Here is a 23,020-nt window from a genome sequence, read left to right on the forward strand (position 1 = left end):
AACAGGCCCGCCCCTTCAAGTGGACCAAGACCGCAGACCAGATCATCGACCGCATCTGCCGCTACTGCGACAGGATCTCCGGACCGGCTCACTAGCGCGCCATCTCCTCCTTCAGCGCCGCCAGGAACCGGTCCACGTCGTCCTCGGTCGTGTCGAAGGCGCACATCCAGCGCACGACCCCGGCGGCCTCGTCCCAGAAATAGAACCGGAACCGCTGCTGAAGACGCACGCTCACCTCGTGCGGGAGCCTGGCGAAGATGCCGTTGGCCTGCACCGGGTAGAGGATCTCCACCCCGTGCACCGACCGCACGCCCTCCGCGAGCCGCTGCGCCATCTCGTTGGCGTGACGGGCGTTGCGCAGCCACAGGTCCTTGGCGAACAGGGCCTCCAGCTGCACCGACACAAAGCGCATCTTCGACGCGAGCTGCATGGACAGCTTGCGCAGGTGCTTCATATGGCTGACGGCGTCCTGGTTGATCACGACGACCGCCTCGCCGAACAGCGCGCCGTTCTTCGTTCCGCCGAGGGAGAGGATGTCGACGCCGACCGCGTTGGTGAACGTCCGCATCGGCACATCCAGGGAGGCGGCCGCGTTGGCTATCCGGGAGCCGTCCAGGTGCACCTTCATACCGCGTGCGTGGGCGTGCTCGCAGATCGCGCGGATCTCGTCGGGCGTGTAGAGGGTGCCCAGTTCGGTGCTCTGGGTGATCGAGACGACCTGCGGCATGGCGCGGTGCTCGTCCTCCCAGCCGTACGCCTGCCGGTCGATCAGCTCGGGTGTGAGCTTGCCGTCGGGCGTGGGTACGGTGAGCAGCTTCAGGCCACCCATGCGCTCGGGGGCACCACCCTCGTCGACGTTGATGTGCGCGCTCTCCGCACAGATCACCGCGCCCCAGCGGTCGGTGACGGCCTGCAGCGCGACGACGTTCGCGCCGGTGCCGTTGAACACCGGGAACGCCTCGGCAGTGGAGCCGAAGTGGCTGCGGATGATCCGCTGGAGGTTATCGGTGTAGACGTCCTCGCCATACGCGACCTGGTGCCCGCCGTTGGCCACGGCCAAGGCGGCGAGCACCTCCGGATGGGCCCCGGCGTAGTTGTCACTGGCGAAACCGCGGACCTCCGGGTCGTGACGGCGACGCGCGTCGGTCTTGGGAGGGTTCACGGCTTCTCGGTCAGCCACAGACGTTTTCCGTTCACTTCCGCGGCGGGCTCGTCCCAGACGCCGGCGATGGCCTCGGCCAGGTCCTTGACGTCCGTGAAGCCCGCGAACTTCGCATTGGGGCGGTCCGCGCGCATCGCGTCGTGCACCAACGCCTTCACCACCAGGATGGCAGCCGCCGACGTCGGCCCCGCCTCGCCCCCGGCCTTGCGGAAGTAGTCGGCCATGGCCAGCGTCCACGCCTCGGCGGCGGCCTTGGCGGCGGCATAGGCGGCATTGCCCGCGGTGGGCTTGGTCGCGCCCGAGGCGCTGATCAGGACGTAGCGGCCGCGCTCGCTGCGCTGCAGCGCCTCGTGGAACGCGAGGGAGGTGTGCTGCACGGTACGCACGAGCAGGAGTTCGAGGAAGTCCCAGTCGTCGAGGCTGGTCTTGGTGAAGGTCTCGCTGCCGCGCCAGCCGCCGACCAGGTGCACCAGCCCGTCGACACGGCCGAAGTCCTTCTCCACATGGGTGGCCCAGTCGCGGGTGGACTGCAGATCGAGCAGGTCCACGGTGTCCCCGGTGACGGTGGAGCCGCCGAGCGCGTAGCGGGCCGCGTCGACGGCCTCCGCGAGCCGCTCGGGATCGTTGTCCGAGGCGACGACGGTCGCGCCCGCCTCGGCCAGCCTCAGCAGCGTCGCCCGGCCGGCGGCTCCGCCCGCGCCGGCCACCGCGATCACCGCGCCACTGAGTGGTCCGTTCCCGTTCCGCATGGTCCTCGCCTCCCGAACAGCGTCCGCTGCATCAGCCGTACCCACGGCGCGGGCGCTCACGCGGCGACTCGCTCGGCGGTCTCCGCGGTGATGCCCTTGGTGGAGGCGATCACGTTCTTCAGCTTCTTCTGGAGCGCCTCATAGAACATGCTCAGGGGAAACTCGTCCGGAAGCACGTCGTCCACGAGCTTGCGCGGCGGCTGGGTCAGGTCGAGGGCCTCGGGGCCCTTGGCCCACTTGGAGCCCGGATGCGGAGCGAGGTAGGTGGAGACCAGCTCGTAGGCGGCGAGCCAGTGCACGAGCTTGGGGCGGTCGATGCCGTCCCGGTACAGCGTCTCGATCTCGGCGCAGAGCTGGTTGGTGACCTGCGGCGCACGCTGCCAGTCGATGGAGAGCTTGTTGTCGGTCCAGCGCACCACGTCGTGCCTGTGCAGGTAGGCGAAGAGCAGTTGGCCGCCGAGGCCGTCGTAGTTGCGGACGCGCTCACCGGTGACCGGGAAGCGGAACATGCGGTCGAAGAGGACCGCGTACTGCACGTCACGCCCCTGCGGGAAGCCGTCGGCCTCCAGCGCCACGGCCTCCTTGAAGGCGGTGAGGTCGCAACGCAGCTCCTCCAGGCCGTACATCCAGAACGGCTGGCGCTGCTTGATCATGAACGGGTCGAACGGCAGGTCGCCGTGGCTGTGGGTGCGGTCGTGGACCATGTCCCAGAGGACGAACGCCTGCTGACAGCGCTGCTGGTCGTGCACCATCGCGGCGATGTCCTCGGGCAGTTCGAGGCCCAGGATGTCGACGGCCGCCGCGGTGACCCGGCGGAAGCGCGCGGCCTCGCGGTCGCAGAAGATACCGCCCCAGGAGAATCGTTCCGGCGCCTCGCGCACGGCGATGGTCTCCGGGAAGAGGACGGCCGAGTTGGTGTCGTAGCCGGCGGTGAAGTCCTCGAAGGTGATGCCGCAGAACAGAGGGTTGTCGTAGCGGGTGGCCTCCAGCTCGGCGAGCCACTCGGGCCACACCATGCGCAGGACGACCGCTTCGAGGTTGCGGTCGGGGTTGCCGTTCTGCGTGTACATCGGGAAGACGACCAGGTGCTGGAGGCCGTCCCGGCGGTCGGCAGCGGGCTGGAAGGCCAGCAGCGAGTCCAGGAAGTCGGGGACCTGGAAGCCCCCGTCGGCCCACCGGCGCAGGTCCTTGACGAGCGCCTCGTGGTAGGCGGCGTCATGCGGCAGCAGCGGCGAGAGTTCCTCGACGGTCCGCGTCACGACACTCACGGCCTCTTCGACGGCCGCGCGCTCGGGGGCGCCCTCGGCGGCGAAGTCGATCGAGCCGTCCTTGGCCTGCCATGGCCGGATCCGCTCCACGGCATCCTTGAGCACGGGCCAAGCCGGGTGGTCCACCACCACCTTGCCCTGCGGAGGAACATGCTCCTCCGAACCCACCTGCACAAGAATTTCCGTCATGACCCATCCTCCACGGGAGAACCTCAAGTAGGGACACCGTATGCGGGGAGTGTTTCTTCCAGCAAGAGGACGATCGGGAAATTATCCTGCCTTACCCTTCGGGCGCCGCTCTTTTTCCTGTCAGGAACCAACGGATGCGTGACATCCGTGAGACATCACCCGGACACCCGGGGGCCGCGACCCACCGTGGACAGCCATACGATTTCGGCCATCCCTGAGAGGCGGAGGGCGTCGGCGAGCGACCGGGAGCGACGGTCAACGGCCGTATGACGCGCCCACCCAGGGGTGACACCCGGCCGGCTCTGCCGATCCGGTTTCGCGCCGCGCCGTGCGCCCGTTGCCGTGTGTAGGACCGGGTTCACCGCACACCCGGGCCACTAGGCTGCGCCCTGCCGCGACGGAGCGGGAACCCCTCGCGGCAGCCGAGCCGCCGTCGACGGAAGCGAGTTGAACCTTGAACTTCCTCACCATCGGTCACCGCGGAGTCATGGGTGTCGAGCCCGAGAACACCCTTCGGTCCTTCGTCGCCGCCGAGCGCGCGGGCCTCGATGTGATCGAGCTCGATCTACATCTGAGCAAGGACGGCGCACTCGTGATCATGCATGACGCCGAAGTGGACCGCACGACCGACGGCACCGGGCCGATCGCCGAGAAGACCGTCGCCGAGCTGCGCGCGCTCGACGCGGGCCTCGGTGAGCGGGTCCCCGTCTTCGAGGAGGTCCTCGACGCGGTACGGACGCCGCTCCAGGCGAAGATCGAGGACGTGGCGGCGGCGCGGGCACTGGCCGAGGTCATGCACCGCCGGGATCTCGTCGGCCGCGTCGAGGTGTCGTCGTTCCACGCGGAGGCGGTCGCCGAGATCGCAAGGCTGGTGCCCGGTGTGCGCACCGCGCTGGTCGCCAGTCGCTACGGCACCGAGGTGGTGGAGGACGCTGTCGCGGCCGGTGCGCGGACGGTCTGCCTCAACATCCGCCGGCTGACCCTGGAGGTCGTCGAGCAGGCGCGCGAGGCGGACCTGAGGATCATCGGCTGGGTCGTGAACACCCTGGACCTTCTGCGGCTCGTCCGCGCGCTGGAACTGGACGGCGCGACCACGGACTACCCGGAGATCAAGCGCACCGGCCGCTTCACCGCCTGAGGTCCGCCCCGGTCGTGCGTACGGCAGCGGATCGATCGGTTCCACCTGCGCCCGATGCCGTACGACCTCCGCTTGACGCCGTACGACCCCCACTCGACGCCGTACGGCCGCCGTGGGCGACGTACCACCACGGACGCCGTACGGCCGCCGTGCGCCACGTACCACCACGGACGCCCCACGACCGCCCGCTCGTGCGGTGTCCGCCGTCGCCGCACGCCCGGCGCGCACATCGCCACGTCGCGCCGGGCACCGCGCCGGAGCTCAGACCAGCGGCTTGACCAGCAGCTCGAACCGAAGGTCGTCGCGCTGCGGGATGCCGAAGCGCTCGTCGCCGTACGGGAAGGGGCTCATCCGCCCCGTACGGCGGTAGCCGCGCCGCTCGTACCAGGCGATGAGGTCGTCCCGGACGGAGATCACCGTCATCTGCATCTCCTTCACACCCCAGACCTCGCGGGCCCAGCGCTCCGCCTCGGCGATCACCGTCTTGCCGAGGCCCTCGCCCTGGAGCGTCGGGTTGACCGCGAACATGCCGAAGTAGGCGTTGTCTCCCCGGTGTTCGAGCTGGCAGCAGGCGACGATCGCCCCGTCGCGCTCGACCGTGAGCAGCCGGCTGTCGGACGACTCGATGACCTGGAGAACACCCTCCGGGTCGGTCCGCTGGCCTTCCAGGATGTCCGCCTCGGTCGTCCATCCGGCCCGGCTGGCGTCGCCGCGGTACGCCGACTCGATCAGCGCGACCAGCGCGTCGACGTCGCCTTCGGTGGCGTCACGGAAGGTCAGACCGGTCGTGGCGGTGGCGGCGCTGTCCATGGGCTGCTTCTCCGATCAGTGGCGCGGCGCGGGCACCGATGAGCGTAACGCTCCCGCTAGGCTCCGTTTGCATGGTCCACGTACTGAACAGCCGCGTTCTGCTGCGCCCCACCGACCCTGAGCTTTCCCGTGCGTTCTACGGTGAGAAGCTCGGGCTCGCGGTATACCGGGAGTTCGGCACGGGACCGGAGCGCGGCGTCGTGTACTTCCTCGGCGGTGGCTTCCTGGAGGTCGCCGGCCGCGGTGAGGCACCGCCCTCCCCCGCGCTGAAGATCTGGATGCAGGTGCAGGACATCACGGCCGCACACGAGGAGCTGACCGGCGCCGGCGTGGAGATCGTGCGGCCCCCCGTCAAGGAGCCATGGGGGCTGATCGAGATGTGGATCGCGGACCCGGACGGCACCCAGATCGTGCTGGTGGAGATCCCCGCCGACCATCCGCTGCGCCACCGCCCCGGGATCTGATGCCGCCGGCCGGGCGGGGGCATAGCCTGCTGAAGGGGCGCATGGCGCGGGAGGACCCCATGAAGCTCGAGAAACCGGTGACCGGCGGACCCTGCTGGGCGGAGCTGGGGACCAGCGCTCTGGAGGCGGCCAAACGGTTCTACACCGAGCTGTTCGGCTGGCGTCCGGAGACGGACCCCCGGCAGGAGGCGGGCGGATACACGGTCGCCCGCCTCGGTGACGCGCCGGTCGCGGCCCTCGCCCCGCTGCACCAGGAGGCACAGCCGGTCGCCTGGAACGTGGCGTTCTCGGTGGAGGACGCCGATGCGGCGGCCGAGGCGGTGACGGCGGCGGGCGGCACGCTGATCCTGGGGCCGGTGGACGTCCACGAGGCGGGCCGTTTCACGGTCGTCCGCGATCCTGGCGGCGCGGCCTTCCAGATGTGGCAGCCGCGGGCCTTCGCCGGTGCGGGCCTGTTCAACGCCCCTGGTTCGCTCGGCTGGGTGGAGCTGCTGACCCGCGTCCCGGACCGGGTCACCGACTTCTACACGACGGTCTTCGGCTGGAGCGTGAACCCCTCCCCGCGCTACACGCAGTGGGGCATCGGCGGCGCCGATTTCGGCGGCATGCTGACCATGGGTGACGGATTCCCGCCCGAAGTCCCGTCGCACTGGCTGCCGTACTTCGCGACCGAGGACGTGGACGCCATGGCGTCCGTCGCGACGGGGGCGGACGGGAGCGTCCTCATGGAACCGACATCGCTGGCGGGCGGCCGGCGCATCGCCGTCCTGAGAGACCCGCAGGGGGCGCTGTTCGGCGTGTACGCGGCCGGTCACGAGAGCTAGGCGCACCACTCCCACGACGGGTCTGTCACGGGCCGGAGTCCCACGTGCAGGGCGTCGCCCGAGGCGGACGGTGTGAACCAGGTGCCGTCACCCAGCCTGGGTGGGCGGGCCGGTGACCGGCGGACGACGGGTAGGCGATCCGGAGGAGCCCACGCGTCCCCGCGGCGTCGACGAGCCGATGCCGGCCCTCACCCCGCTCCTCGTCGCCCTCGACGGTCGAGCCGGTCGGGGTCGTCTCGTCGAGGAAGCCGCCCGCCCGGTCCCGGCAGGGCAGCGCCTCGTCGTTGCCGGGCTCGGCACCGGGATGCCTGGGAACGGCGGTCCCGGCATCCCGCTCCGCGCCCTCCAGGACACGGCCGCGGGTGCCGCGCAGGGCCGGTGTGTCCTGGTCGTGGGTCACGGTGCGGTGCGCGCTCAGCCGCGTGAGGCGCCGAGCCGTCCCTCCAGTTGGGCCAGCAACTCTCCGAGTATCGCCGCGAGTTGGGACTGTTCATGGTCGTCGAGGCCGGAGAGGACCGCCGTCTCGTAGGTGAGCTGCTCGGGCAGGATGGCGTCGACCAGGTCGCGGCCCGCCTCGGTGAGACGGACATGGGCGACACGGCGGTCCCGGGTGTCCCCGCGCCGCTCGACCAGTCCGCGTTCGGTGAGCTGCTTGAGCCGCTTGGTGACGGCGGCGCCGGAGGAGAACGTCTCACGGGCGATCTCGCCGGGGGTCAGCTCGTGGCCCGTGCGCCGCAGGGTGCCGAGGACGTCGAACTCGGGCCGGGTGAGTCCGGCGCGGCGCAGCGGTGCGTCCTCGGCCTGCTGGAGCAGGGCGGCGCAGCGGTTGACCCGCCCGATGATCTCCATGGGGGCGGTGTCGATGTCGGGGCGGACGGCGTGCCACTGACGCACCACGGCGGCGACGGTGTCACTCGCGTGGCCGGGCCCGGCCGCGTTGCCGCCCTCAGGGCGCCCCACGGCAGCCGCGGCGGCTCCGGCCTGTGCCCCCGCCCCGACGGCTTTGCGTCCGCCCGCGCCCTCGCCGTCCGAGGCCGCCGCCCGTCCGTTCCCTGCCGTCATGCCCGTGTCCCTGCCGTCATGCCCGTGCGCCTTCCGAGGTGTGCAGACCCTGCCGCCGTACCGTCGCGGCGAGCGTACGGTGTCCGGCGTGTTCGGCGCGCAGCACGCGCTCCTCCGGCAGGGCGCGCTGCCACCACTCGCCGGCCGCCGCGTCGGCCGCCGCACGCAGGTCCACCACCGCGGCGGCGAGGCCCCGGCGCGCGGCCTCGAGGGCGCCCGGCTCGGGGTGCTCCGCGGCGACCACACCGGCCGCGCGCAGACGGGTCCGCTCCAGGGCGGCAAGCGCCTGTTCGATCCGGTCGCCGGCGCGCCGGTTGGTGACGGCGACCGCGGCGACGAAGCCGAGGAGCGCTCCGACGAGGGTGTCCAGGACCCGGTCGGCCATCAACGTGCCGGGCTCCTGGTAGCCGGCGAACTCGGTGATCAGCAGGGCCATCGGGGTCACACAGACGCTGCCGAGCCAGTAGTTGCGGCTGATCAGCGCCTCGGCGCCGAAGTTGAGGGCGAGGCCGCACAGCACGAGGGCCAGCCGGCTCTGGTGGGCGAGCGGCGCGATGGCCGCGAACAGCAGGACGCCGACCACGTTGCCGACGACGCGCTGGACGCCGCGGCTCCAGGTGAGGGTGACATTGGTCTGGTAGAGCGAGGCGGCGGTGACCAGGGCCCAGTAAGGGCGGCCGACGCCGAACGCGAGCGAGGCGTATCCGGCGAGGGCGCAGCCGATCGCGGTGCGCAGGGCGAGGGGGCCCAGCGGGCCGAGCCTGTGGTGCAGCGGGGGCGTCGGGCTGTGGAGTTCGGCCTCGACGCCGAGGAGTTCGTCGGCGGCCTCGCCGAGGTCGTCCGGCCGAGGCACCGGACCGGTCCCGCGCAGGGTGCGGGCCCAGACCCGCAGCCGCTCGGGGTCGCTGTCGGCGGGCGCCGCGAGCGCGACCTCGGCCCGGACGACGAGCCGCTCCAGGGCGCGCCGCGGCGCCGAGCGGGCCCCGGTGGACAGCAGCGACTGCCAGGCGGTGTGCACGGCGGCCGCGGCGCCGGCCCGGGCGGCGGCCGTACCGGTTTCGGTGAACGCGGCGGCCGCGCTCAGCGCGTGGGCGGTGGCCCGGCGCTCGGGTCCGTGGGGCCGCAGCAGGCCGGGGGCCATGCCGACGATCCAGGACCAGACACCCGCCGCGGCGGCGAGGGCGAGATGGCCGGGCACCTGACCCAGCGTCTGTGGGGCGAACAGGGACCCCGAGCTGATGAAGGCGAAGATCACGTTTCCCGGCGGCCCGATCCGAGTGGCGTCGCACAGCACCTTCTGTACGGCCGCGAGCAGGGCCCCGACCGTCACCAGCACCACCGCGTTCGCGGTGAGCGAGGCGGCGACCAGGGCGACGGCGAGTCCGCCGAGCATGCCGAGGACGACCAGGGCGAGGATGCGGGCGCGGGCCGCATACGGCCGGTTGTGCGCGTAGAGGGCGCAGAGCGCGCCCGCCATGGCGTAGACCGCGAGGTCGAGGCGGCCGAGGGCGAGCAGGATCAGGTTCGGCGGCGCGACCGCGACGACGACGCTCAGCGCGGGCTTGAACCAGATCTCCGACGGTCTGCCGAGGCGCAGCAGGCCGGACAGGGGAAGCGGGCGCACGCGGGGGGTTCTGGGGGTCGTCCTGCTCATGCCGATAAGTTTAGCAGGTGTTTTACTCGTAAAGGATATGGGGCTGCGGGGCCCCGGACCTGCGTCGCGTCCCCCGCGCTCCCCCGGCGTACCCCTGTGCGCTCGCTTGCGCACCCTCGGCGACGGGCATGCCCCCTGCGTCCGTCGCAGAGTCGAGCGGGGAGGTGCGCGATGCACGGACCGGCTTCGCCCGGCTGGCTGCTCGTCGCACTGTGCGCGGCGGCCGGGGCCTACTGTCTGCTGCGTATGCGCAGCGCCGTCGAGGAGCAGCGCCGGGCCGCGGGAGGCGAGGCGCTGATGGGGTTCGGCATGGCGGTGATGGCGGTGCCCGCGGCGGTCGCGATACCACCGCGGGGCGTCTGGATCGCCTACGCCCTCGTCTTCGGCGCGGCCGCCCTGCGCGCCCTGTGGGCGGCCCGGACGAGCGCCCATCATCTGCACCACCTGGTGGGTGCCGGGGCGATGGCCTACATGGCGGCGGCCATGGCGGCCTCGCCCGGACACCATGGCCACGGGGGCATTCCGCCGCTGACCGGGGCACTCCTGCTCTACTTCGCGGCCTATGTGCTGTGGTCGGGGGTGCGGCTGGTGCCGGTGGCCGCGGTGGCCACTGCGGCGGGTGCGCGACCTGTGGGCTGGAGCGACCGTCCCGAACTGGCCCGTGTGTGCAGACTGTCCATGGCCATCGCGATGCTGGCGATGCTCCTGACACTCTGAGCCACTCCGAGCCACACGCCGCGCGGGCGCACCGGCCCCGCGAGGGGCGGGCCCAACAAAACCGTGGCGTACGTCACTTTGCCGCGACAGTACGTATCCCGTGGCGCCGCCCGGCTCATAGGCTTCGGCCCATGATGGTCCCCGCGGCACTGTTGCTGCTCGGCGCCCTGACCGCCGTGCTCGCTCCGCGGCTGCTCGCCCGGGCGGACTGGCCGGACCGGGAACCGGTGGTCGCCCTGTGGGTGTGGCAGTGCGTGGTGGCGGCCGTACTGGTGTGCTGCGCGCTGTCGATGACCCTCAGCGCGGCCGCGGCCTGGGCCGCCGTACGGGGGCATGTCTTCGCCTCCGCACCGCACAGTGTCGTGGACGCCTATGCGCTGAGCACCGGAAGCCCGTGGGCCGCGACGACCGCCGTGGCCCTGGCGTGCGGCGGGGTGTGGACCGCGGCGATGCTGGTGCGGGAGGTCGTACGGGCACGGGCACGCCGTCGGCGCAGCAGGGCCGAACTGCTCGTGCGGGCGCCGCAGTTGCCCGGTGAGGAACCCGGCGGCGGCCGGCTGGTGGTCCTGGAGGGGGAGCGCCCGGACGCCTGGTGGCTGCCTGGAGCGACACCCCGGCTGGTCATCACCACGGCCGCGTTGCGCCGGCTCAAGGGCAGGCAACTGGAGGCGGTCCTCGCCCATGAGCAGGGCCACGCACGGGCCCGGCACGACTGGCTGCTGCACTCCTCGGCCGCACTGGGCTACGGGTTTCCGCAGGTGCCGGTCTTCGCCGCGTTCCGCGACGAGATGCACCGCCTGGTCGAACTCGCCGCCGACGACATGGCGTCGCGCCGCCACGGCCGCCTCACCACCGCGCTCGCGCTGGTGGAACTGAACGAGGGCCGGGGGGTGTTCGGGCCCTGCGCCACCCCGGAGGCCCATGTGCCGCAGCGTGTCCACCGCCTTCTCACTCCCCCGGACCGGCTGCCGGCGGCGCACCGGCTCAGGCTCACCGCGGCGGCGGCGCTCGTTCCGGTGATTCCGGTGCTGGTGGCGTTCGTACCGGGGCTGCGGGCCCTGGGGTAGCCAACGGTCGCGTAGACCGGGCAGCGGTTCCGAGTGGCGGGCGTACGTACGGCGCAATGGCCTCGTAGGCGTGGCGGCAGGGGCCCACCGAGCGCCCCGCTCCACCTGAGTGCGGTTCTTGACCCGCGCGGGCCGGTCACGAAGGATCGGCCCCATGGCGATCAAAGGTGTGCTCTTCGACTTCTCCGGGACCCTTTTCCGTATCGAGTCGACCGAGTCGTGGCTGCGCGCCACGATCACGGAAGCCGGACTGACCCTGCCGGAACCGGAGTTGGTCCACGTGGCCGCGCGGCTGGAGTCGGCGGGCGCGCTGGCCGGCGGCGCCCCTCCCGCGGCTCCCCTGCCGGACGACCTGGCCGCGCTGTGGGCGGTCCGGGACCGCAGCGCCGAGGCGCACCGGGCCGCGTACACCGGCCTCTCACGCCAGGTTCCGCTGCCGGACCCACGGCTCCACGACGCCTTGTACGACCGCCATATGACGCCTGCCGCCTGGCGGCCCTATCCCGACACGGGCGAGGTGCTCGGCGCGCTGCGCGAGCGGGGTGTGGCCGTCGGCGTGGTCAGCAACATCGGCTGGGACCTGCGCCCGATCTTCCGCGAGCACGGGCTCGACCGCTACGTGGACACATACCTGCTCTCGTTCGAACACGGGATCCAGAAGCCGGACACCCGGCTGTTCGCCCTCGCCTGCGACGCGCTGGGGCTGGCTCCGCAGCACACGCTGATGGTAGGGGACGACCGCCGCGCGGACGGCGGCGCGGCGGATCTGGGCTGCGCGGTCCACTTCGTCGACCACCGCCCGGTGGCCGAGCGCCCGGACGGGCTCCGTCCCGTGCTCGACCTGATCGCCTGAGCCGGCCGCCCGGCAGCGCTCAGCTCTCGTAGTCCTCTACCTGCGACGCCGGGCGGACGCGGGCGTCGTCCGGGTTCTCACCGAACTCCGCCTTGGCGCGGCGCTGGCGCAGCAGGTCCCAGCACTGGTCGAGCGCGCGTTCCAGTTCGGAGAGCCGCTCATGCTCCGTCGCGCTGTCGATCCGACCGGACTGCAGCGCGTCCCGCAGGCCGCGCTCCTCCTCCACCATCGCCGAGATCCGGGTCAGGATCTGATCTTGGTCCATGTGGGTACGCCTCCTCTGGGACTCGTGCCCACTCTAGGGACCGTTGGGCGCCACTGCGACACTTGTGCGAGGCCGCGACGCCGCGCACGAGTGCGGGGTAGGAGGCGCGAGTTCCGGTGTTGGTCGGGCGCGGGCGGGCGTGGCCGGCAGCGGGCTTGGCGGCACTCGGCGCGCAGGCACGGTCGGCACTCCGCCTGGATGCACGGTGGGCACTCGGCGCGGAGGCACGGTCGGCACTCGGCGCGCCGGAAGACTGTCCTCGAGGGACGCCCGGCGGATCGCGGACGTGGAGCGGGGGCACGAGGGCACTGGTGCCTGCCCTGGACCATCCCCCGTGTGGCCCAGGGCAGACGCCTCCGGAACCGGCCCGCACCGCCCGGGGCGCGGTCCGGATGCGCTGAGTATAGTTGGCTGACAGCCAGTCAACGCAGGAGTCCAGGATGTCCCCGCGCAGCGCCTCGGTCAATGAAGAATTGCGGCGGCGTTCCCGCGAGCGGCTTCTGCAGGCCGCGGTCGAGCTGGTCAGTGAGCGCGGCTACGACGCGACGACACTCGGCGACATCGCCGACCGCGCCGGTTCCGCCCGCGGCCTGGTGTCCTATTACTTTCCCAGCAAGCGGCAGCTCCTCCAGTCCGCCGTGCACCGCCTGATGCACCGCACCCTGGAGGAGGCCCTGGAACGCGAGCCGCGCACCGAGGACGGCCGAGAGCGGATGGCGCGGACCATCGACGCGATCCTCAGCCTGACGGTTCATCACCCCGTGCTGATGCGCCAGCACATGGCGGGGATCCTGCAGGCGGAGGGGTTTGTGCAGTGCCCTGAGCAGCAGCGGCTGGCGGAGCTGTTGCGGGACACGGTCGCCGGGCACGGGTCGCAGGACCCCGGCGCCGACTACCCGAAGCTACGGGCCCTGCTGATGGGCGCGGTCTACGCGGCTCTCGTGCCGGGAGCGCCGATGCCGCTGCCGGTACTGCGGGCCGAGTTGTTCCAACGGTACGGACTCGACTGGCGGACGGGGACTCCGCCGGACGCCGGGGGCGCGCGCGAGCCGCACGACAAGGACCTGTCGCGGTTCTTCGCGACGGAGAGCCGCGCCCCGGAGAAGAACGGCCCGGACGGCTAGCGGAGCAGCCCGGCCATGCAGCCTGTTGCCGCCGAACCTCCCCGCTCAGCGGCGACTATGACGCGGAGTCAGGAAACCGGCGTCGCGCGCCCCGCCGATCAGTTTCAGCGAGCCGCGGCGGCTGCGGCCCGTCGCGGACATCACCGCGAGCACCGGGTCGGTCCCCCGCCCTTGGGCCGCGAGGTACTCCTCGGCGACGAGACGCATCCCTTCGGCGCCGGACGGCCAGGCAGGGCGGTCACGGGCCGCGAGCGTCCCGGCGGACTCGGCCCGCACGTCGGCCCGCACGGCGGAGTGCGCGGCGCATGCCTCGAGCAGGGGTTCCTCGATCCAGTCGGCGAGCGCCGTCAGATCGTCGAGGGACAGGGGCGGCTGCGCCCTCACCTCCTCGATCTCCACGCATCCGCCGGCCGCCACCGCGAGGACGTCCACCCGTCCCCCTTCGGGCAGATCGAGCCGGACCGCGAACCACGACGTGACACTCCCGCACTCCTGCACTTCCCAGGCGGGCCACACGGACACCGGCCCATCCGAAGGGAAGTCGGATCGGAAGTGATCGGAAAAATCCCCGAAGGACGCTTCCAACATATACGCAACGTAAGCGAGCGATCACATACCATGCGAAGAGCCACGCACGGCAGGAATCCGCTCCGCACTCCGTCGGCCCAGTGCCACCACGTCCCTCCCCTCCCGTCGCGCGCGGTGCAATGCTGGAGCCACCAGCGATCTCCTCAGCGAGGGAGTTCCGCCGTGCTGAATGTCGCCGTCGTCGGCTCCGGGCCGAGCGGGGTCTACACCGCCCAGAGCCTCGTCCAGCAGGACCCAGAGGTACGCGTCGACGTCCTCGACCGGCTGCCCTGCCCCTACGGGCTGGTGCGCTACGGCGTGGCGCCCGACCACGAGAAGATCAAGTCGCTGCAGAACAACCTGCGCACGGTCCTGGAGCACGAGCGGATCCGTTTCCTCGGCGGTGTCGAGGTGGGCGCGGGCGGGGTGCCGCCCGCCCGGCTGCGCGAGCTCTACCACGCGGTGGTCTACTGCGTGGGTGCCGCGACCGACCGGCATCTGGGCATCCCGGGCGAGGAGCTGCCCGGCAGCTGGTCGGCGACGGAGTTCGTGTCCTGGTACAGCGCGCACCCGGACTCGGCCGCCGACGGCTTCGTGCTCGGCGCGCGGACTGCCGTGGTGATCGGCGTCGGGAACGTCGCGGTGGACGTGACCCGGATACTGGCCCGCGGGGTGAGGGAGCTGAGCCCCACCGACATGCCGCAGGCGGCGCTCACGGCGCTGGCCGCCAGCAAGGTCACGGAGGTCCACATGGTGGGCCGGCGCGGCCCCTCGCAGGCCCGGTTCACCACCAAGGAACTGCGCGAACTGGGCACTCTGCCGGACACCGAGGTGATCGTGGACGAGGAGGAGCTGGCGCTCGACCCGGCGTACCTCGACCCCTCCGGGCTGCCGGCCGCCCAGCGCCGAAACATCGAAGTGCTGCGCGCCTGGGCCGCGACACCGCCGCGCGGTGCCTCCCGCCGGATCCGGCTACGGTTCTTCCTGCGGCCGGTGGAGCTGCTCCCCGCCGGGGGCGCCTCCCCCCTCGAGCGAAGCCCGGAGTCCGGGGAAGGCCGGGTGGGCGCGGTGCGCTTCGAGCGGACTGTGCCCGACGGAGCCGGCGGGGTCAAGGGCACCGGGCGCTACGAGGACCTGGAGGCCCAGCTGGTGCTGCGTTCGGTCGGCTATCGCGGGGTGCCCCTGGAGGGGCTGCCGTTCGACGCGAAGAGCGGCACCGTGCCGCACTGTTCGGGACGGGTCCTGCGGGACGGGGCCGTCTCGCCGGGCGAGTATGTGGCCGGGTGGATCAAGCGGGGCCCGACCGGTGTGATCGGCACGAATCGCCCCTGCGCCAAGGAGACGGTTTCCTCGCTGCTCGAAGACGCCTCCGGGCTCATGGGGCGTGAGGTGCCCGAGGATGCGCTCCCGCTGCTGTGGGCCCACGGGCTCACCCCTGTCGAGTGGCCGGGGTGGCTGGCGATCGAGCGGGCGGAGGCCGAGCTGGGAGCGTCGCTCGGCCGGACGGTGGTGAAGCTCCCGGACTGGCGGTCCCTCATGACCGCCGCGCGGTGCGACGCACCTGTGACCGCCGCGCAGCACGACGCGCAGCGGCAACCGCCTCGAGATCAACAACCGGCTTAGACCGCCTGGCGTCCGGGGGCCGGCGCGGCGCCGGGCGCCGCAGCGGGTGCGGTCGCCGGGCGGCGTCGGTCGCGGTTCCGCACGGGGCGCGGGCGGCAGGTGCGGTCGCGGCACGCGTCGGTCGCGGTTCCGCACCGGGCGCACGGCAGGTGCGGTCGCCGGGCGGCGCCGGGCGCGGCAGCGGGTGCGGTCGCCGGGCGGCGCCGGGCGCGGTTCCGCACCGGGCGCGGGCGGCAGGTGCGGTCGCGGCACGCGTCGGTCGCCGCGGGCGGCGGTCCCCTCGCATCAGTCCGCGACCACGGGGCGGTCCCGCCGCGTCGGCCCGCCCGGGGCCCCGACCGTACCCGCCGCCGGGCCGGGTCAGCCCGTTGTGCGGCCCCACATCGGGCCGAACCGCGCCCAGGCCGCGTCCCACTGCGCCATGCGGCGCCGTTCCAGGCGCTCGCGGGCCATGCGTCCGCCCAGATACGGAACCGCCGCGACGCTCGCCCCGACCAGCACGCCGACCATCACCGCGCGCATTCGCGCCTCGGACCGGGAGGCGGGCCGGTTCACCAGAGAGCCGCTGCCGTCCGTCCACACGGTGACGGCCGCGCCCGTCCGGCTGCCGGCGGCCACACGCGCCTCGCCCGCATGGGAGCGGCCGTCGGTCCCGGTCCAGCGCACATCCGCCCACACACGTCCCCCACCGGACGCGGTCGCGGCCGTCGCCTTCGGCGCGTCCCGGGTGAGCAGGGCCACGACCGGGCGCCCCTCGGCCCGCTCCCGGGCCAGGCCGTGCTCCACGGAATGCGTCGCCGCCAGCCCCGTCAGCAGTCCCCCCACCACGGACACCACCCACACAGTGAGCAGGACCCAGGCCTCCAGCGTGTCGCTGCGGCGCCGCAGCGGGTTGCGCCGCCACCGCCACCACCACACCCTCGGACCGCGGAACGCCGTCATCGATGGCAGCCGCCTCATCGACGCCCTCCTTCTCACGCACGCACGGATACCCCCGAACGCCCTCCCCATACGGAAGCCGGGCCGCCGCTGCTCACACGACGTCCGCGGTGCCCGGGTCCATCTTCGGGCTCAATCCCTCTCCGTGGTCCGCCAACACGGCAGATGACCTGCGCGAACAAGGCGTCTCAGGGTGAGTGTCAGTGCCTGGGTGCAGACTGGCCCATGTCTGGGACAACGACGTTTCGGAGGTGGTCGGCATGGCCGAGGTACTGCTCACCGTGGGCACACGCAAGGGACTGTTCATCGCGCGGCGACGGGGCGGCGCATGGGAGTTCGACGACAGTCCGTACTTCAACGCGCAGGCGATCTACTCGGTCGCCATCGACACCCGCGGTCCGGCCCCGCGCCTGCTGGCCGGAGGGGACAGCTCGCACTGGGGGCCGTCCGTCTTCCACTCCGACGACCTGGGCCGCACCTGGACCGAGCCGACCCGGCCCGCCGTCAAGTTCCCCCCGGACACCGGCGCTTCACTGGAACGCGTGTGGCAGTTGCACCCGGCGGCCGCGGAGCCGGACGTCGTGTACGCGGGCACGGAGCCGGCCGCGTTGTACCGCTCGGAGGACCGCGGCGAGAGCTTCGAACTGGTGCGTCCTCTGTGGGAGCACCCGACGCGCGGCAGATGGGTACCGGGCGGCGGAGGCGAAGGCCTGCACACGGTGGTGACCGACAAGCGGGACCCGAAGGCCGTGACGGTCGCCGTGTCGACGGCCGGGGTGTTCCGGACCCGCGACGGCGGCGCGAGCTGGGAGCCGTCCAACTCCGGTGTGTCCGCGGTCTTCCTGCCCGATCCGAACCCGGAGTTCGGCCAGTGCGTACACAAGATCGCACAGGACGCGGCGGTCCCGGACCGGCTGTATCTGCAGAACCACTGGGGTGTCTACAGAAGCGACGACGGGGGCGCGCGCTGGACGGACATCGGAGGCGGACTGCCCTCCACGTTCGGATTCGCCGCGGCCGCCCATCCGCACCGCGGCGACACGGCGTATGTCTTCCCCATCAACGCGGACGCGGACCGGGTCCCGGCCGGCCACCGATGCCGCGTCTTCCGGACGGCGGACGCGGGCAGGAGCTGGGAGCCGCTCACATCCGGCCTGCCCGACCAGGACCACTACGGCACGGTGCTGCGCGACGCCCTGTGCACGGACGACGGGGATCCAGCGGGCGTGTACTTCGGCAATCGCAACGGCGAGTTGTACGCGTCGGCGGACGACGGCGACAGCTGGCAGCAGCTCGCCTCCCATCTGCCGGACGTGCTGTGCGTACGGGCGGCGGTGATCGCCTGATCCGGCACGGGCAGACGGCGATCCCTGAGACGGCCTCCCCGACGGCAGGTCGATGACACCCGAAGCGACCCTTGGCTGGAGAGGAGTACCTTGCGCTCGGTCAGATCCGCCCGCGCCCTGCGCGGTTCGTGACCTACACGATCATTCCCGGTCACCCTCGGACCACCGGTTGATCGCCGGTGTGCGCCCGGCAGTAGGGTGACGCCCGTGGCACCACGACCGTTGCATGAGATCGTCGAACCCGGCTGGGCGAAGGCCCTGGAGCCCGTGGCCGGAAGGATCGCCGAGATGGGCGACTTCCTGCGCGCGGAGATCGCCGCGGGGCGCACCTATCTCCCCGCCGGACCGAACGTCCTGCGGGCCTTCCAGCAGCCCTTCGACGACGTCCGGGTCCTGATCGTCGGGCAGGATCCCTACCCGACCCCGGGACACGCGGTGGGACTGTCCTTCTCGGTCGCCCCGGACGTCCGTCCGCTGCCGGGGAGCCTGATCAACATTTTCCGCGAGCTCAACACCGACCTGGGCCTGCCCCAGCCGTCCAACGGCGATCTCACGCCGTGGACCCGGCAGGGCGTGCTGTTGCTCAACCGGGCACTGACCACGGCCCCGCGCACTCCCGCGGCACACCGGGGCAAGGGCTGGGAAGAGGTCACCGAGCAGGCGATCCGGGCGCTGGCGGCGCGCGGAAAGCCGATGGTGTCCATTCTGTGGGGCCGTGACGCCCGCAATCTGCGGCCCCTGCTCGGCGAGTTGCCGTCGGTCGAGTCCGCGCATCCGTCGCCGATGTCGGCGGACCGGGGCTTTTTCGGCTCACGCCCGTTCAGCCGCGCCAACGACCTGTTGCTCAGGCAGGGCGCTCAGCCGGTGGACTGGCGTCTGCCGTAACACCTTCTTGCTTCCGGGGCGTGGGGCTTGGGGTGCCTGCGTACACGGGCGGAGGCGCTGTCCGCCCCGGGTGTGCCCGCGTGCGCCGCCACGTGCCCTGCTCCGGCGGCCCCCGAGTCGCCCTGACCGGTGGCCCGTTCCGCATGGGCGACCCGACGCACGGCGTCGTACGCGACACCGTGCCGGGCGCCGCGGCGGGGCCTCGCACTCGCACCCGTGTAAACCTGCTCAGACTGCCGTACGGCGAACAACTGCCGTACGCCGCGACCTGAACGGGCGTGTGATCCCCCTTGCCGGAAGTGAGCTGATGCTCCGGGTGCACGACGGGAAAGTCACACGGTATCGATCACTTCTCATCCGTACGTAACTCATCAGACAAAACCGGACGGATACCGCTCACCTGCACCCTCCCCGAACAGGGGAGCCCACAAAGCCAGTAGCATGCGGCGCCATGAGCTCCCCCACTGGGCCCGCGTCTGGCCTGCCTGTACGAATGCCGCGACCCCGCCAGCCAGGGCGGCACCGCCGCCCCGAACCGCTGGCGGCTCCCGAAGGCGCGCCCGCGCTCGTCCTCGCGGTGCCGGGCACGCCCAGTGCCGCGACGCGCAGCCTCGCCGAGGAGGTTGTGAGCATCGCGCGTTCCGAGCTGCCTGGTCTCGACGCGCGGATCGGTTACGTGGACGGGGACGAGTCCGAGTTCCCCACGCTGCAGTCCGTGCTCGCCCAGACCGCCGAGGAGCGCACCGCCCGCTATGAGCAGGCCGTCGCGGCCGGCGTGGAGGCGAAGGCGCCCGAGGGCCCCGTCGCCGTCGTGGTGCCCCTGCTGGCCGGTCCGGACAGCGCGCTGCTGCGCCAGGTCCGCCAGGCCGTGATGGACAGCCGCGTCGCGGCCGACCTCACCGACGCGCTCGGCCCGCACCCGCTGCTCGCCGAGGCGCTGCACGTGCGCCTGTCGGAGGCCGGCCTCGCCCGTGCCGACCGGGCCCGTCTGTTCACCGTGGCGACGGCCGCGGACGGCATCATCCTCGCGTCCGTGGGCGGCGAGGAGGCCGTGCAGGCGGCCGGGATCACAGGCATGCTGCTGGCCGCGCGGCTCGCCGTGCCGGTGATGGCGGCCGCGCTGGACCAGGAGGGCTCGATCGCGGCCGTCGCCGAGCAGCTACGCTCCTCGGGTTCGCAGCAGCTCGCGCTCGCCCCGTATCTGATCGGCCCGGAGCTCGAGGCCGGTCTGCTGAACGCGGCCGCCGAGGAGGCGGGCTGCCCCGCCGCCGAGGCCCTGGGCGCGTATCCGGCGATCGGCAAGCTGGCGCTCGCCAAGTACACGACGGCGCTCGGTATCGCCCCGCAGCAGCCGCAGGGCGCGCCGGTCCGCTGAGCCCCGCACACGAGCACCTGTACGTCCAAGGGCCCGCCTCCGTCACGGACGCGGGCCCTTTGCCTCACCGGCCCAGGACGGCTGCCGAAGGGCAGAGGAGAGACCGGGTCAGCCGAAGGCGACGCAGGAGGCCGCCGGCGCCTCCACCGACCCGCCGCGCCGCGGCAGTCCGGTCTCCCGGTCCAGCGCGAACCAGGTCACCTCTCCGGACCGTTCGTTGGCGACGTAGAGGAACTCCTCCGGCATGCCCTTCGACAGGGCGATCGCACGCGGCCAGACGCCCCCGCACGGCACCGCGGCCACCGGCCGCAGCCCGTCGCCCTCGACGGCGAGCACGGACAGCAGATCCTGTCCCCGGGTCGCGGTCCAGACGAAGCGCCCGTCGGGTGAGGCGACGATGCCCGACGGATAGGCGTCGCCCGTGGGCGGGTCCGGCAGCACCGGCGTCTCGGTGACCGGTTCGAGGAGTCCGGCCGCAGCGTCCCAGCGGCAGACGGTGATGGTTGGCGTCAGCTCGTTCAGAACGTAGGCGCGGTCGCCGTCCGGATGAAAGGCCAGATGGCGCGGGCCCGACCCGGCGGGCAGCGGCGTCTCCCGGTACAGCCGCAGGATCCCGTCCTGAAGTGCGCAGACGCGGACGGAGTCCGTGCCCAGGTCGACGCTGACGACCCAGCGGCCGCTCGGGTCGGGCTGCACCTGATGGGCATGGGGGCCCTCCTGCCGCCGCGGAACGGGCCCCGAGCCCTCGTGCCGGAGCACACCGGACGCGCTCTCCGCCAGAGCGCCCCCGGCGCGCAGGGGAACGGCGGTGACGCTGCCGGAGCCATAGTCGGCGGTCAGGACATGGCCGGCGTGCAGGCTCAGATGCGTGGGTCCGCCGCCGACGCGGACCGGTGGACCGGCGGGTTCGAGCCGGTCGCCGTCGAGACGGTACGCGGCGATCGCGCCGTCAGGTGTCTCGCTGACCGCGTACAGCATGTCCCCGGACAGAGCCAGCCAGGACGGGTCGGGCCGCCCCTTGTGCGCGCCGAGGACGGTCAGCGCTCCGTTGTCCGGATCGACGGCCGCCGTGAGGATGCCGCGCCCTCCCGCCGTCGTGAACGAGCCGATGTACGCCCGCCGCCCGCCGCCGTTGTACGCCCGCCGCCCGCCGCCGTCCGCCACTGCCGTCCCCTCTCGTCGACGCCTGCCGGACGACCGTAGCAGCAGGTCTAGACCAAGGGCGGTGCCGCCTGGGGGAAATCAGGCCCGGACCGGCGACGAGCCGCCGAGCGGCGCGGCCAGCGCTAGCAGAGCCCGTTCCAGGCCGTGGAGATGCCCGAGTGCCTGCTCGGCGCCCGGGTGGTGGCCGGGCAGGCCCGGATGTGCCGCGACGACACGCTCGGGCACCGCGCCGAACAGCGCCTCCACCGCGGCCTCGACACGCCGGCACGCGGCGGTGAGGCGGGCGTCGTGCGAGGCGTCGGGGTCGGCGGCCACGGCCACCAGGCCATGGGTCTCCCGGGCGCACACATCGAGCAGGGCGAGCACCTGCCAGGCCCGCGCCTTGCGGGCTCGCAGCGGATTCAGCGGGTGCACCAGGGGCGCGAGGGCCTGGCGTACCCGCCCCAGCAGTGCTTCCAACTCGGCGGCGCGGGACGCGGGGTCCGCCTCCGTGTCGCCCGCGAGCCGGCGCGCAGCCGCGGCGGTGCAGCCGTGCACGGCGTGCACGGCCCGGCGCACCCACCGGTCGGTGACCGCGTGCGTGGTGATCGGCAGGACCAGCGTGACGGCGAGCGCGGCACCGAGTGCCCCGACGCCCGTCTCGGCGAGGCGCAGGCCGAGCAGACCGGGGCGCAGGACGCCGAGCAGACCGTATAGCAGGCCGGCCATGACGGTGACGAAGAACATCATCCAGCTGTAGGACAGCGGTGCCGTGTAGAAGATCCCGAACACGCAGGCCGCGATGAGCACGGCCGTCGGTGCGGGCGCGCCATGAAGCGGCAGGGCGACCAGCAGCCCGGCGACGATGCCGGTCACCGTGCCGACCACACGCCGGAAGCCGCGGACCAGCGTCTCGCCGCGCGAGGCGGTGTTCACGAAGATCCACCAGGTGGTGCCGACGGCCCAGTACCAGCGCTCGTGCGACAGCACCTGACCCGCGGCCATCGCGAAAGCGCAGGCGGCCGTCGCCTGGAAGGCCTGCCGGGTGGCGGGCCTGGCCAGTCCCCGCCCGTCGAGCGGCGCGGGCACGGCGGGCAGCGGCGTACGGCGCTCGACGCACCACAGGCCGAACCGGACCGCCGCCGCGGCGGCCGCCGACAGCGTCACGGCCGCGAGCAGCTCCGGCAGCAGGGCCGGGACGGCGTGCAGGAACTGCGCGATGAAGAACGTCATGAAGGCGAAGATGCCGAGCGCGTTGCCCCGCGGCCCCCAGCGGCGGGCGTACACACCGGCGAAGACCACCGCGAGCCACGCCGCGTCCCGCTCCGCCGGCACCTCGTGCAGGACGGTCGCCAGCGTGAGGACGGGCAGTCCGGCGACGGGCAGCAGCGCGGTGGTGACCGCCTGGCCTCGCACCGCCGGGTCGGCGACCGTGAACAGCGCGAGGAGCGCGGCGAGCCCGCCGGTGATCGAGGCCGGCAGGGACAGCCCGGCCGACTCGCACAGGGCCACGGACAGGCCGATGCCGAGCACCGCGCGCAGCGAGACCCGCAGCCGGAAGAGCCCCGGATCCGGAGCCATGAACATCTTCTTCACCGTGGGAAATCCGCCCCCTGCATGTCTGTGTGCCCGCCCGGACATGGGAATGGCGCCGCGGGCACGGTTTCCGGCTTCGTCACCGGTCCTGCGCTGCGCGGCGCCATTGATACGCACAAGGAAAGCACCAGCGCGGCAGTGGCTCAAGCGGCCGGCTGTCCAGTGAGCCGTTGGTACAGTCGTACAAGATCCAGTCAGGT

Annotated in this window: 24 protein-coding genes; 12 read left to right on the forward strand and 12 right to left on the reverse strand. The window is 72.6% G+C overall.

All coding sequences use genetic code 11. The features are described from left to right. Positions 1-91: 91 nt before the first annotated feature. From ACIP94_RS35600 to ACIP94_RS35610, 3 genes are read right to left on the reverse strand one after another with little or no spacing between them, the layout of a single operon-like run. Positions 92-1,162 carry a threonine aldolase family protein gene (locus ACIP94_RS35600; protein WP_402435317.1) on the reverse strand — a complete coding sequence of 357 codons (1,071 nt, stop codon included), beginning with the start codon at positions 1,160-1,162 and terminating at the stop codon, positions 92-94. Beyond that, entirely contained in the window at positions 1,159-1,911 is a 753-nt protein-coding gene (locus tag ACIP94_RS35605) for an SDR family NAD(P)-dependent oxidoreductase (RefSeq protein ID WP_402435320.1), read from the reverse strand. The genes ACIP94_RS35600 and ACIP94_RS35605 overlap by 4 nt, the downstream gene beginning before the upstream one ends. A 56-nt stretch (positions 1,912-1,967) precedes the next feature. Further along, a complete protein-coding gene (locus tag ACIP94_RS35610; RefSeq protein ID WP_402435323.1) occupies positions 1,968-3,368 on the reverse strand; it encodes a DUF6421 family protein in 1,401 nt (466 codons plus the stop codon). Between the two features lie 454 nt (positions 3,369-3,822). Here ACIP94_RS35610 and ACIP94_RS35615 point away from each other — a divergent pair, with 454 nt between their 5' ends. Continuing rightward, positions 3,823-4,506, forward strand: a complete 684-nt coding sequence (locus tag ACIP94_RS35615; RefSeq protein WP_402435326.1) for a glycerophosphodiester phosphodiesterase — start codon at positions 3,823-3,825, stop codon at positions 4,504-4,506. A gap of 261 nt (positions 4,507-4,767) precedes the next feature. On the opposite strand, the gene ACIP94_RS35620 is transcribed toward ACIP94_RS35615, so the two are convergent. Then, positions 4,768-5,316: a GNAT family N-acetyltransferase gene (locus ACIP94_RS35620; protein WP_402435329.1), complete on the reverse strand. Its 549-nt coding sequence runs from the start codon at positions 5,314-5,316 to the stop codon at positions 4,768-4,770. A gap of 71 nt (positions 5,317-5,387) precedes the next feature. On the opposite strand from ACIP94_RS35620, the gene ACIP94_RS35625 reads away from it, so the two are divergent. Then, on the forward strand, positions 5,388-5,780 hold the full coding sequence (locus tag ACIP94_RS35625) for a VOC family protein (protein WP_402435332.1): 393 nt from the start codon (positions 5,388-5,390) through the stop codon (positions 5,778-5,780). A gap of 59 nt (positions 5,781-5,839) precedes the next feature. Then, the gene (locus tag ACIP94_RS35630; RefSeq protein WP_402435335.1) at positions 5,840-6,604 is read left to right on the forward strand and encodes a VOC family protein; all 765 of its coding nucleotides are present in this window, start codon (positions 5,840-5,842) and stop codon (positions 6,602-6,604) included. Positions 6,605-6,629: 25 nt separating this feature from the next. Here ACIP94_RS35630 and ACIP94_RS35635 read toward each other — a convergent pair whose 3' ends face one another. The 3 genes from ACIP94_RS35635 to ACIP94_RS35645 are packed head-to-tail and all read right to left on the reverse strand — an operon-like array spanning position 6,630 to position 9,320. Next, on the reverse strand, positions 6,630-7,004 hold the full coding sequence (locus ACIP94_RS35635; protein ID WP_402435338.1) for a hypothetical protein: 375 nt from the start codon (positions 7,002-7,004) through the stop codon (positions 6,630-6,632). 14 nt (positions 7,005-7,018) lie between these two features. Continuing rightward, positions 7,019-7,666 carry a MarR family winged helix-turn-helix transcriptional regulator gene (locus tag ACIP94_RS35640; protein ID WP_402435340.1) on the reverse strand — a complete coding sequence of 216 codons (648 nt, stop codon included), beginning with the start codon at positions 7,664-7,666 and terminating at the stop codon, positions 7,019-7,021. 16 nt (positions 7,667-7,682) lie between these two features. Then, positions 7,683-9,320: an FUSC family protein gene (locus ACIP94_RS35645; protein ID WP_402435343.1), complete on the reverse strand. Its 1,638-nt coding sequence runs from the start codon at positions 9,318-9,320 to the stop codon at positions 7,683-7,685. A 171-nt stretch (positions 9,321-9,491) separates the two neighbouring features. Between ACIP94_RS35645 and ACIP94_RS35650 the strand changes: the two genes are divergently transcribed. The 3 genes from ACIP94_RS35650 to ACIP94_RS35660 all read left to right on the forward strand — a co-directional run bounded on the left by ACIP94_RS35650 (position 9,492) and on the right by ACIP94_RS35660 (position 11,957). Beyond that, positions 9,492-10,037 (forward strand): DUF5134 domain-containing protein, encoded by a 546-nt coding sequence (locus ACIP94_RS35650; protein ID WP_402435346.1) that lies wholly within the window; start codon positions 9,492-9,494, stop codon positions 10,035-10,037. A gap of 131 nt (positions 10,038-10,168) precedes the next feature. Beyond that, positions 10,169-11,104: a M56 family metallopeptidase gene (locus ACIP94_RS35655; protein ID WP_402435350.1), complete on the forward strand. Its 936-nt coding sequence runs from the start codon at positions 10,169-10,171 to the stop codon at positions 11,102-11,104. A 154-nt stretch (positions 11,105-11,258) separates the two neighbouring features. Beyond that, positions 11,259-11,957 carry an HAD family hydrolase gene (locus ACIP94_RS35660; RefSeq protein WP_402435353.1) on the forward strand — a complete coding sequence of 233 codons (699 nt, stop codon included), beginning with the start codon at positions 11,259-11,261 and terminating at the stop codon, positions 11,955-11,957. Positions 11,958-11,976: 19 nt separating this feature from the next. On the opposite strand, the gene ACIP94_RS35665 is transcribed toward ACIP94_RS35660, so the two are convergent. After that, on the reverse strand, positions 11,977-12,222 hold the full coding sequence (locus tag ACIP94_RS35665; RefSeq protein WP_402435356.1) for a DUF2630 family protein: 246 nt from the start codon (positions 12,220-12,222) through the stop codon (positions 11,977-11,979). A gap of 440 nt (positions 12,223-12,662) precedes the next feature. Here ACIP94_RS35665 and ACIP94_RS35670 point away from each other — a divergent pair, with 440 nt between their 5' ends. After that, positions 12,663-13,346, forward strand: coding sequence for a TetR/AcrR family transcriptional regulator (locus ACIP94_RS35670; protein ID WP_402435359.1), 684 nt, complete (start codon positions 12,663-12,665; stop codon positions 13,344-13,346). 45 nt (positions 13,347-13,391) lie between these two features. On the opposite strand, the gene ACIP94_RS35675 is transcribed toward ACIP94_RS35670, so the two are convergent. Beyond that, complete coding sequence (locus ACIP94_RS35675; protein ID WP_402435362.1) at positions 13,392-13,868, reverse strand: DUF6214 family protein; 477 nt, start codon at positions 13,866-13,868, stop codon at positions 13,392-13,394. Between the two features lie 228 nt (positions 13,869-14,096). On the opposite strand from ACIP94_RS35675, the gene ACIP94_RS35680 reads away from it, so the two are divergent. After that, on the forward strand, positions 14,097-15,536 hold the full coding sequence (locus ACIP94_RS35680; RefSeq protein WP_402435366.1) for an FAD-dependent oxidoreductase: 1,440 nt from the start codon (positions 14,097-14,099) through the stop codon (positions 15,534-15,536). 360 nt (positions 15,537-15,896) lie between these two features. On the opposite strand, the gene ACIP94_RS35685 is transcribed toward ACIP94_RS35680, so the two are convergent. Then, a complete protein-coding gene (locus ACIP94_RS35685; RefSeq protein ID WP_402435552.1) occupies positions 15,897-16,478 on the reverse strand; it encodes a hypothetical protein in 582 nt (193 codons plus the stop codon). A gap of 200 nt (positions 16,479-16,678) precedes the next feature. Here ACIP94_RS35685 and ACIP94_RS35690 point away from each other — a divergent pair, with 200 nt between their 5' ends. The 4 genes from ACIP94_RS35690 (at position 16,679) to ACIP94_RS35705 (ending at position 20,081) form a co-directional block, all read left to right on the forward strand. Further along, the gene (locus tag ACIP94_RS35690; protein WP_402435369.1) at positions 16,679-17,821 is read left to right on the forward strand and encodes a WD40/YVTN/BNR-like repeat-containing protein; all 1,143 of its coding nucleotides are present in this window, start codon (positions 16,679-16,681) and stop codon (positions 17,819-17,821) included. Between the two features lie 207 nt (positions 17,822-18,028). After that, complete coding sequence (locus ACIP94_RS35695) at positions 18,029-18,706, forward strand: uracil-DNA glycosylase (protein ID WP_402435372.1); 678 nt, start codon at positions 18,029-18,031, stop codon at positions 18,704-18,706. Between the two features lie 80 nt (positions 18,707-18,786). Continuing rightward, the gene (locus tag ACIP94_RS35700) at positions 18,787-18,978 is read left to right on the forward strand and encodes a hypothetical protein (protein WP_402435375.1); all 192 of its coding nucleotides are present in this window, start codon (positions 18,787-18,789) and stop codon (positions 18,976-18,978) included. 179 nt (positions 18,979-19,157) lie between these two features. Further along, positions 19,158-20,081 carry a sirohydrochlorin chelatase gene (locus tag ACIP94_RS35705; protein ID WP_402435378.1) on the forward strand — a complete coding sequence of 308 codons (924 nt, stop codon included), beginning with the start codon at positions 19,158-19,160 and terminating at the stop codon, positions 20,079-20,081. A gap of 108 nt (positions 20,082-20,189) precedes the next feature. Here ACIP94_RS35705 and ACIP94_RS35710 read toward each other — a convergent pair whose 3' ends face one another. Next, complete coding sequence (locus tag ACIP94_RS35710) at positions 20,190-21,245, reverse strand: lactonase family protein (protein WP_402435381.1); 1,056 nt, start codon at positions 21,243-21,245, stop codon at positions 20,190-20,192. Positions 21,246-21,323: 78 nt separating this feature from the next. Continuing rightward, entirely contained in the window at positions 21,324-22,811 is a 1,488-nt protein-coding gene (locus ACIP94_RS35715; protein ID WP_402435383.1) for an FUSC family protein, read from the reverse strand. Positions 22,812-23,020: the final 209 nt, after the last annotated feature.

Source organism: Streptomyces sp. NPDC093261 (assembly GCF_044753645.1).
Classification (GTDB): Bacteria; Actinomycetota; Actinomycetes; order Streptomycetales; family Streptomycetaceae; genus Streptomyces.

Excerpts from the sequence above, each read along its gene's own strand:
- ACIP94_RS35620 (WP_402435329.1), bottom strand. The coding sequence starts at position 5,316 with ATGGACAGCGCCGCCACCGCCACGACCGGTCTGACCTTCCGTGACGCC.
- ACIP94_RS35665 (WP_402435356.1), bottom strand. The coding sequence starts at position 12,222 with ATGGACCAAGATCAGATCCTGACCCGGATCTCGGCGATGGTGGAGGAG.
- ACIP94_RS35685 (WP_402435552.1), bottom strand. The coding sequence starts at position 16,478 with ATGACGGCGTTCCGCGGTCCGAGGGTGTGGTGGTGGCGGTGGCGGCGC.
- ACIP94_RS35625 (WP_402435332.1), top strand. The coding sequence starts at position 5,388 with ATGGTCCACGTACTGAACAGCCGCGTTCTGCTGCGCCCCACCGACCCT.
- ACIP94_RS35705 (WP_402435378.1), top strand. The coding sequence starts at position 19,158 with ATGAGCTCCCCCACTGGGCCCGCGTCTGGCCTGCCTGTACGAATGCCG.
- ACIP94_RS35650 (WP_402435346.1), top strand. The coding sequence starts at position 9,492 with ATGCACGGACCGGCTTCGCCCGGCTGGCTGCTCGTCGCACTGTGCGCG.
- ACIP94_RS35715 (WP_402435383.1), bottom strand. The coding sequence starts at position 22,811 with ATGTTCATGGCTCCGGATCCGGGGCTCTTCCGGCTGCGGGTCTCGCTG.
- ACIP94_RS35670 (WP_402435359.1), top strand. The coding sequence starts at position 12,663 with ATGTCCCCGCGCAGCGCCTCGGTCAATGAAGAATTGCGGCGGCGTTCC.
- ACIP94_RS35655 (WP_402435350.1), top strand. The coding sequence starts at position 10,169 with ATGATGGTCCCCGCGGCACTGTTGCTGCTCGGCGCCCTGACCGCCGTG.
- ACIP94_RS35645 (WP_402435343.1), bottom strand. The coding sequence starts at position 9,320 with ATGAGCAGGACGACCCCCAGAACCCCCCGCGTGCGCCCGCTTCCCCTG.
- ACIP94_RS35660 (WP_402435353.1), top strand. The coding sequence starts at position 11,259 with ATGGCGATCAAAGGTGTGCTCTTCGACTTCTCCGGGACCCTTTTCCGT.
- ACIP94_RS35630 (WP_402435335.1), top strand. The coding sequence starts at position 5,840 with ATGAAGCTCGAGAAACCGGTGACCGGCGGACCCTGCTGGGCGGAGCTG.
- ACIP94_RS35610 (WP_402435323.1), bottom strand. The coding sequence starts at position 3,368 with ATGACGGAAATTCTTGTGCAGGTGGGTTCGGAGGAGCATGTTCCTCCG.
- ACIP94_RS35640 (WP_402435340.1), bottom strand. The coding sequence starts at position 7,666 with ATGACGGCAGGGAACGGACGGGCGGCGGCCTCGGACGGCGAGGGCGCG.
- ACIP94_RS35605 (WP_402435320.1), bottom strand. The coding sequence starts at position 1,911 with ATGCGGAACGGGAACGGACCACTCAGTGGCGCGGTGATCGCGGTGGCC.